This window comes from Terriglobus sp. YAF25 (assembly GCF_052113305.1).
GTDB lineage: Bacteria > Acidobacteriota > Terriglobia > Terriglobales > Acidobacteriaceae > Terriglobus.
Genome location: NZ_JBFRCY010000152.1, coordinates 1 through 7260 on the forward strand (window position 1 = coordinate 1; position 7260 = coordinate 7260).

At 58.2% G+C, this 7260-nt stretch carries 7 protein-coding genes and 1 pseudogene; 3 read left to right on the forward strand and 5 right to left on the reverse strand.

Translation table 11 applies throughout. The annotated features are described in order from the left end of the window. Positions 1 to 125: 125 nt before the first annotated feature. A complete protein-coding gene (locus AB4043_RS08340) occupies positions 126 to 851 on the reverse strand; it encodes an SDR family NAD(P)-dependent oxidoreductase (protein WP_442303257.1) in 726 nt (241 codons plus the stop codon). Between the two features lie 182 nt (positions 852 to 1033). Further along, positions 1034 to 1558 (reverse strand): carboxypeptidase-like regulatory domain-containing protein, encoded by a 525-nt coding sequence (locus AB4043_RS08345; RefSeq protein WP_442303256.1) that lies wholly within the window; start codon positions 1556 to 1558, stop codon positions 1034 to 1036. A gap of 225 nt (positions 1559 to 1783) precedes the next feature. Between AB4043_RS08345 and AB4043_RS08350 the strand changes: the two genes are divergently transcribed. The 3 genes from AB4043_RS08350 (at position 1784) to AB4043_RS08360 (ending at position 4487) form a co-directional block, all read left to right on the forward strand. Beyond that, a complete protein-coding gene (locus AB4043_RS08350; protein ID WP_442303255.1) occupies positions 1784 to 2080 on the forward strand; it encodes a co-chaperone GroES in 297 nt (98 codons plus the stop codon). Between the two features lie 98 nt (positions 2081 to 2178). Beyond that, positions 2179 to 3846 (forward strand): chaperonin GroEL, encoded by a 1668-nt coding sequence (groL, locus tag AB4043_RS08355; protein ID WP_442303254.1) that lies wholly within the window; start codon positions 2179 to 2181, stop codon positions 3844 to 3846. A 203-nt stretch (positions 3847 to 4049) separates the two neighbouring features. Beyond that, positions 4050 to 4487 carry a transposase gene (locus AB4043_RS08360; protein WP_442306843.1) on the forward strand — a complete coding sequence of 146 codons (438 nt, stop codon included), beginning with the start codon at positions 4050 to 4052 and terminating at the stop codon, positions 4485 to 4487. Positions 4488 to 4637: 150 nt separating this feature from the next. On the opposite strand, the gene AB4043_RS08365 is transcribed toward AB4043_RS08360, so the two are convergent. The 3 genes and pseudogenes from AB4043_RS08365 to AB4043_RS08375 all read right to left on the reverse strand — a co-directional run. After that, complete coding sequence (locus tag AB4043_RS08365; RefSeq protein WP_442303252.1) at positions 4638 to 5618, reverse strand: zinc-dependent alcohol dehydrogenase family protein; 981 nt, start codon at positions 5616 to 5618, stop codon at positions 4638 to 4640. Positions 5619 to 5841: 223 nt separating this feature from the next. Beyond that, positions 5842 to 6753, reverse strand: coding sequence for a hypothetical protein (locus AB4043_RS08370; RefSeq protein WP_442303251.1), 912 nt, complete (start codon positions 6751 to 6753; stop codon positions 5842 to 5844). Between the two features lie 108 nt (positions 6754 to 6861). Continuing rightward, a pseudogene (locus AB4043_RS08375) lies at positions 6862 to 7260 on the reverse strand (TonB-dependent receptor); the annotation flags it as partial.

Consider the following 7260-nt stretch of genomic DNA (forward strand, 5'->3'; position numbering starts at 1 on the left):
GAGCAGTTCTCCTAAAGGTGTAGAGCGAAGCGTTTGCAGTTTGCGCCGTTTTCCTTCGAAGAAAACGGCATTCGCAGATTTCTCCAACACCACAGTATTAGGAGAATTGCTCTAGCAACTCGTCTTTACAGCGACAGTCCCCCGTCGACGCTGATTAGCTGCCCGGTAATGAAATGCGGTCCAGTCGCGAAGAAGAGCACCGCGGCGGCTACCTCTTCAGCGCTCCCGTTGCGCTTCATCGGGGTACGTTCGGCGAAATGCTGATACTCAGCCTCCACCTCGCCGAAGACAATCATTCCCGGCGCGACACAATTCACACTGATCTCCGGAGCCCAGGCCTTGGCCATCGTCTGACTCAGCATGTGCAGCGCCGCCTTGGAGGTGCAGTAATGCGCGTGCGTCGCCCAGGGATGCAGACCTCCCATGGAGCCGATGTTCACGATGCGTCCACGACTGGCTTTCAGATATGGAAACGCCGCCTGGGCTACCAGAAATGGTCCACGCGTATTGGTCTCTGCCATGGCGTCCCATTGCTCGACTGTAAGGTGCTCAAGGGCTGCCGTTTCAAAGCGGCCCGCATTATTTACCAGTAGGTCCAACCCGCCCATCGTCTCCGCCGCCCGATGCACCGCCTCCCGCACGCTCTGCGGCAGACGTAATTCGCAGGAGATGGCATAGGCCGCAACACTCAACGCCTTGATCTCCGAGACCACACGCTCGGCCTCGGCAGCAGACTCCCGGTAGGTGATGGTTACATCCGCACCCGCACGCGCCAGCTCCAACGCGATCGCACGACCGATTCTTCTGGCGCCCCCGGTGACCAGCGCTCGCTTCCCTGAAAGCAGACCCATGCCGGAATTAGAGCATTTCTCCTAAAACTGTAGGTTTGGAAAATCTGCGAATGCCGTTTCTTCGCGGAAAACGGCGCAAACAGCCAAAACTTCACCCCTGCGAACAAGTTCGCTGGGGACCCCGAAACTTCGCAACAAAGCAAATGGGCCGCCCACAGGCGGCCCGTTCGAGAACATCATGATTACTTCGGCGACGAGGTATTGTTCGTCTTGTTGTCCGGAGTATTGTTCGTCTTACTGTCCTTCGGCCGGTTCGCTTCCTGTACGCCAGCCTTACGCTGCGACTCCTTGTCGCCGTGGTCCTGATACGCAGAGACCTGCTCCCGCGGCCGAATAACGCGTACCTCGATCGCCTTATTCGCCTCTGCTACCTGGTACTCCTTGGCATAGCTGGCAAACCCGGTCGCTAGCACCTGCAGCACTACGGTCGCTCCGCGCGGAATAACATCGATCGTCGCCTTACCGTCGGGTCCGGTCTTCACCTCATAGCTTCCGTTCGGCTGACCGTCTTCCATGGGACGGAAGATCACGGCCGCATTCTGAATCGGCTTGCCGTTGAAGTCCTTCACCACCAGAACTTCAATACGCGAGGTCTCCGGCGGCGCCTTGTACTTACGCCCATGTCGATCATCATGGTTGTCCTGGGCTCCGCTCACGCCCGTAACCGCCATTACCGCCGCCAACACTACAACACCTGCAAACCGCATCCTGGAGCCCCTCAAAAAGCTGACGTTATTGTACTTCCGCCCCCATAAGACGGGGGAGGATATCGTTCGATAGCTCCCAGCAAGAATGCTGAAGTAATATGAGCGCGTTTCACTCATATTTAATCTCCACAACTTGACTTCGCTTTCCCATTTGCATATCGTTAGCAATCGGAAGGCGTGAGTGCTAATTCCGCCGGACCAACCATTCCAAGGAGAAGTCAACACATGGCATCGACGACGTTTACTCCGCTGCATGACCGCATTCTGGTCAAGCGCGTAGAAGAGGGTGAGACTCTGCGCGGCGGCATCATCATCCCCGATTCAGCGAAGGAAAAGCCCTCGCAGGGCGAGGTTATCGCAGTGGGCAAGGGCAAGTCGAACGATGAGGGCAAGGTCTTCCCGCTCGATGTGAAGGTGGGTAACAAGATCCTCTTCGGCAAGTACTCCGGCACCGAGATCAAGCTCGACGGAGAAGAGTTCCTGATTATGCGCGAGGAAGAAGTCCTCGGCATCGTCAAGTAAATCCTCACAACCGATTCGTATCCCCTGCCCCATCGTCGGGCATGGACGAAATCCTATCTCGCCCGTTCTGCGGGCTAACGAACTAGAGGAAAAGAAATATGGCAAAGCAAATCCTGCACGGTGAAGACTCCCGCCAGGCCATTCTGCGCGGCGTGAACACGCTGGCCGACGCAGTGAAGGTCACCCTGGGCCCCAAGGGCCGCAACGTTGTTATCGAGAAGAAGTTCGGCTCTCCGACCATCACCAAGGACGGCGTGACAGTTGCCAAGGAGATCGAGCTCAAGGATCCGATCGAGAACGTCGGCGCCCAGCTCGTGAAGGAAGTGGCCTCGAAGACCTCGGACGTTGCCGGTGACGGCACCACCACCGCCACGGTTCTGGCGCAGGCTATCTATCGCGAGGGCGTGAAGACCGTTGCCGCCGGCGCGAATCCTACTGCTCTGAAGCGCGGCATCGACAAGGCTGTCGAGACCATCGTGGGCAAGCGCAAGGAAGACGGCTCGGTTGAGGGCGGCGCTCTAGCCAAGCTCTCCAAGCCGGTCTCCGGCGACATGATCGCCCAGGTCGGCACCATCTCGGCCAACTCCGACTCGCAGATCGGCTCCATCATCGCTGCCGCCATGCAGAAGGTTGGCAAGGATGGCGTGATCACCGTGGAAGAGTCCAAGACCATGGAGACACAGCTCGACGTCGTTGAGGGCATGCAGTTCGACCGCGGTTACCTGTCGCCCTACTTCGTCACCGATGCGGAGCGCATGGAAGCCGTTCTCGAGAACCCCTACATCCTGATCTACGAGAAGAAGATCTCCACAATGAAGGACCTGCTGCCCCTGCTGGAGCAGATTGCCCGTACCGGCAAGCCGCTGCTCATCATCGCAGAGGACGTCGACGGTGAGGCCCTGGCGACCCTGGTCGTCAACAAGCTGCGTGGCACGCTGAACGTCGCCGCCGTCAAGGCGCCTGGCTTCGGTGACCGCCGCAAGGCCATGCTGGGCGACATCGCCATCCTGACCGGTGGCCGCGCCATCACCGAAGACCTCGGCATCAAGCTCGAGAGCGTGAAGCTCGAGGATCTGGGCACCGCCAAGCGCGTGACCATCGACAAGGACAACACCACCATCGTCGACGGCGCTGGTAAGGACACCGAGATCGAAGGCCGTGTACGTGAGATCCGTGCGCAGGTCGAGAAGACCACCTCCGATTACGACCGCGAGAAGCTGCAGGAGCGCCTTGCCAAGCTAGTTGGCGGCGTTGCCGTCATCAAGGTCGGTGCTGCTACCGAGACCGAGATGAAGGAGAAGAAGGCTCGCGTTGAGGACGCAATGCATGCAACCCGCGCTGCCGTTGAAGAAGGCATCGTTCCGGGCGGCGGCGTCGCTCTGGTTCGCTGCGCCAAAGATGTCGACGCTCTGATCAAGACCCTCGAAGGCGATGAGAAGATCGGCGCCACCATCATCCGTCGCGCCATCGAAGAGCCCCTGCGCCAGATCGTCGGCAACGCCGGCGAAGAGGGTGCAGTGGTTGTCGGCAAGATCCTGGAAGGCAAGGACAACCAGGGTTACAACGCAGCCACAGGCGTCTTCGAGGACCTGGTTGCTGCCGGCGTCATCGATCCGACCAAGGTAACCCGCACCGCCCTGCAGAACGCTGCTTCCATCAGCGGCCTGCTGCTGACCACCGAGGCTCTGATCTCCGAGATCCCCGAGAAGGCTGCTGCGGCTGCCGGTGGCCACAGCCACGGCGGCGGCATGGACGGCATGTACTAGGTCCTGCGCGGACGGCGAATCGCGCCTTTGGCGCAAAGGCACAGAAAGGCCCCGGTTTCCGGGGCCTTTCTGCTTTTATCTGTCATCGACATCACCATCTCGGAGGAAAACCAACGAGAAAGCCTCTCTATACCGGGTGCCCCACCCTCGCAACGCTAGGGTGGGTTCGATGGCAATCAGCGCGGTTAACCTACAATCTCCTCATGYCATTAGGACTTGCCCGTCATACAGCTGAGGTTCATTTCGTGACCTTTAGTTGCGATGGTCGGCGTCCGTATTTAGGAACCGTTGCGGCAAAGGATCTATTTTTGGAGACCCTGTGGTCTGCCAGTCAGAAGTACCAGGTTGAGGTCATCGGCTATGTCATCATGCCAGAGCATGTCCACCTGCTGATTGCCATTCCCAAAGAAAAAGAAGAAGTAGCTCTCTGGACCTTCATTCAAGCCCTTAAAGTCTCAGTCGCAAAGCGCTCTCCGCAGAAACCATTCTGCTTACCCCGCTATTACGACTTCAACGTTCTCACTACGGCGAAGATTCGAGAAAAGCTCGACTACATGCATAACAACCCTGTCGTACGAGGGCTCGTTCCTTTGCCCGAAATGTGGCAGTGGTCGAGTTACAACATTCCTCTCGTCGTTTAGAGTCCCGTGCCATCGAACCCACCCTAGCGTTGCGAGGGGTGGGGCACCCGAAATAAGCACAACCATGTGCCACTCAAAAGCTGCGTTTAGTAATCAATCGACTTTCTTCCACTCATTTCGGCCGCATATCTTTGGGTCGAGCAAAACCTTCTAAACGACATCAATCACAATCTTTCCGTTCGCCTGACCGCTCTCGACAAGTTCATGCGCTTCGAGCGCGGTCTCGAAAGTAAAGCGACGCTCATCGACGATGGGGCGGAGTTTCCCCCGCTCTACCATGCGAGCTACTTCGCGCAATATCCATCCATGGTGGCTCCGACGCTCTCCAGTAATCAGAGGCAACAGGACAAAGACGCCTGAGTAGCTGGCGCCGTGACGCGAGAGTGCTTTTAGATCGTGTGCTCCCCATCCATAGCAACTGGCCACTCGGCCATAATTACGAATCGCTGCCATACAGTCGTCCAGGGGTTTRCCACCGACCGTGTCATAGCCGACATCGAATCCCACACCGCCTGTGTGGCGCTGCACATACTGATCCACCGGCTCATCGCGATCGATGGGCGTTGCGCCATAGCCTCGAACAATCTCAGCCTTGGACTCTGAGACGGTCGCAAAGACCTCCGCGCCCGCGGAGACTGCCATCTGCACAACGATATGACCGACGCCACCTGCGCCGCCGGTGACGAGGACACGATCACCAGCCTGCACCTGCGCGCGGTCTGCGAGACCTTCATACGCGGTAAGCGAGACCAGAGGTAGAGTCCCAGCCTCGCGCATGCTCAGGCTTTTCGGCTTCGGAGCAATCAGGTCGGCATCGACGGCCATGTACTCCGCCAGCGATCCCTGGATGCCACCGGCTCCGCCGGCAAGACCGTACACCTCGTCGCCAACTTCGAACTCAGAGACACCGATACCTACAGCCTCCACCACACCGGCCATATCTGTGCCCAGGATGCACGGAGCGGTCATCCCGCCGTGCGGAGCCTTGCCGGTACGGATCTTGCTGTCGATTGGGTTTACGCCGCTGGCATGAACACGTACCAGTACGTCATGGTCACCAATCTGGGGTTGAGGGACTTCGGCGATCCGGAATGCTCCGGTTTCAAAGCTGTCGACAACAAGGGCTTTCATGGTCATATCTGCGGTCAAAAAGGAGAACTCCAGTCTCCTTAGACTACTGTGTCCGGGAGAATGAACCACCGTTTGGTGGCAAAGACCATTTGTTGCCCTCATCGTTGTCTTAGAGTATTTTCCCTGTTGCTGGGTATCCCGGAAGAGGTGTGCGGCGGCGTTTTCATTGCGGAAAACGCCCATAGATAGGGAATCCCTACACAACACCTACAGGGGAAATACTCTATCGCGGTGAAGCCTCCACCATCATTGGGCCGGCGACCTTGGTTCCCTCAACCGACACCTTGAACCGTTGTAGACCCTTTCCTCCGCCTTCGAACTCCACGCGATAGGTATCGTAAAGCGCATCACTAAACCGCTTAAGGAACGGGCTGAAGCTGGGCGGGTCTCCTGTCCCGAGATAGTAGGCCGTTCCGCCAGTGGCAGCCGCGACGTCCGTTAGGTAGTTCTGGCCGCTGAAAGACGCCTGCATGCCGCGCATTGCCGCTCCGGTGAAGTAGATGGAATAAACCGCGACACCCGCACGTTGCGCATCGCTCTTGGCTGCATCCACATACGGACTGCTCTGGTTCAGTGGGCTCGTGCTGCCGTTATAGGGATCGACGCCGCTGGTGATCATCAGAACGACATGCGCCTTGCCATTGGGCTGCCAGTTCTTTACGAAGTCCGAGAGACAGAAGTAGGGGCTTGCACTTGCTCCAGGAAGTCCCTGTGTCAGACGAATCGCTTTGGCAGCCATATCATGTTCGGTAGTAAATCCCTGCGGCGTAACGACACGGCCGTTCTGCATGTAGCCGACCGTCACCGCGACATCCTGAGGCAGAGCTTGAATAAAGCTCTGGATATCGCCGAGCATGCGCCCGAAGCTGCTCTGCAGACCATCATCGATCAGAATTGCCAGCTCCACACCTGTTCCCTGCCCATGCCCCGACCCGCTAAGAACAGGATTCCACGCCGTGACACGGCGATCATCATCACCGAACTTCACCTTGACCTGAGAGATGTCGATATGCGGAGCTTCCGGCCCACGCTTATCCTCAACGCGCACCAGGGCCGAGGTTGAGACCGGACCTTCCACCTGTGCGACCGCGGTAGCGGTCAATACACCCATCAGCGCGAATCGTAACCAACGCATAGCGAACCTCCTGCGGGTTATAAGACGCGTGAGATAGAGAAAAAGATACAAACGTACGAAGGGCCGGAGAATCCTCCGGCCCTTCGCAACTTGTTGATAATTGCAGTGTTAGAAGATGATCTTCGCAGCGAACTGCACGTTGAAGGGCTCGCCCGAACCGATGCCAGGTGCACCGGCAGCGTCGCCGACGGTTGTGGTCGAGCGGCCGAAGTTGCCCGAGGTGAAGCTACCGCTCGGAGCCGCGAGGTTCAGACGATTGAAGATGTTGAACATCTCCGCACGGAGCTGAAGCTTGACACCCTCGTACAGCGCGGTGTTCTTCACCAACGAGGCATCGACCGTTCCAAGACCCGGGCCACGTACCGAGTTTCTCTGCGTGGCGCTATAGGTCCCGGCAGCCGGAGCTGCATAAGCGGACTTGGAGAACCACTGCACATAGGCACCGGCGGAGGCGCTGGCACGCGTCACCGTACGATCGCTGGTGTAGGGGTCGGCAACCTTGTCCAC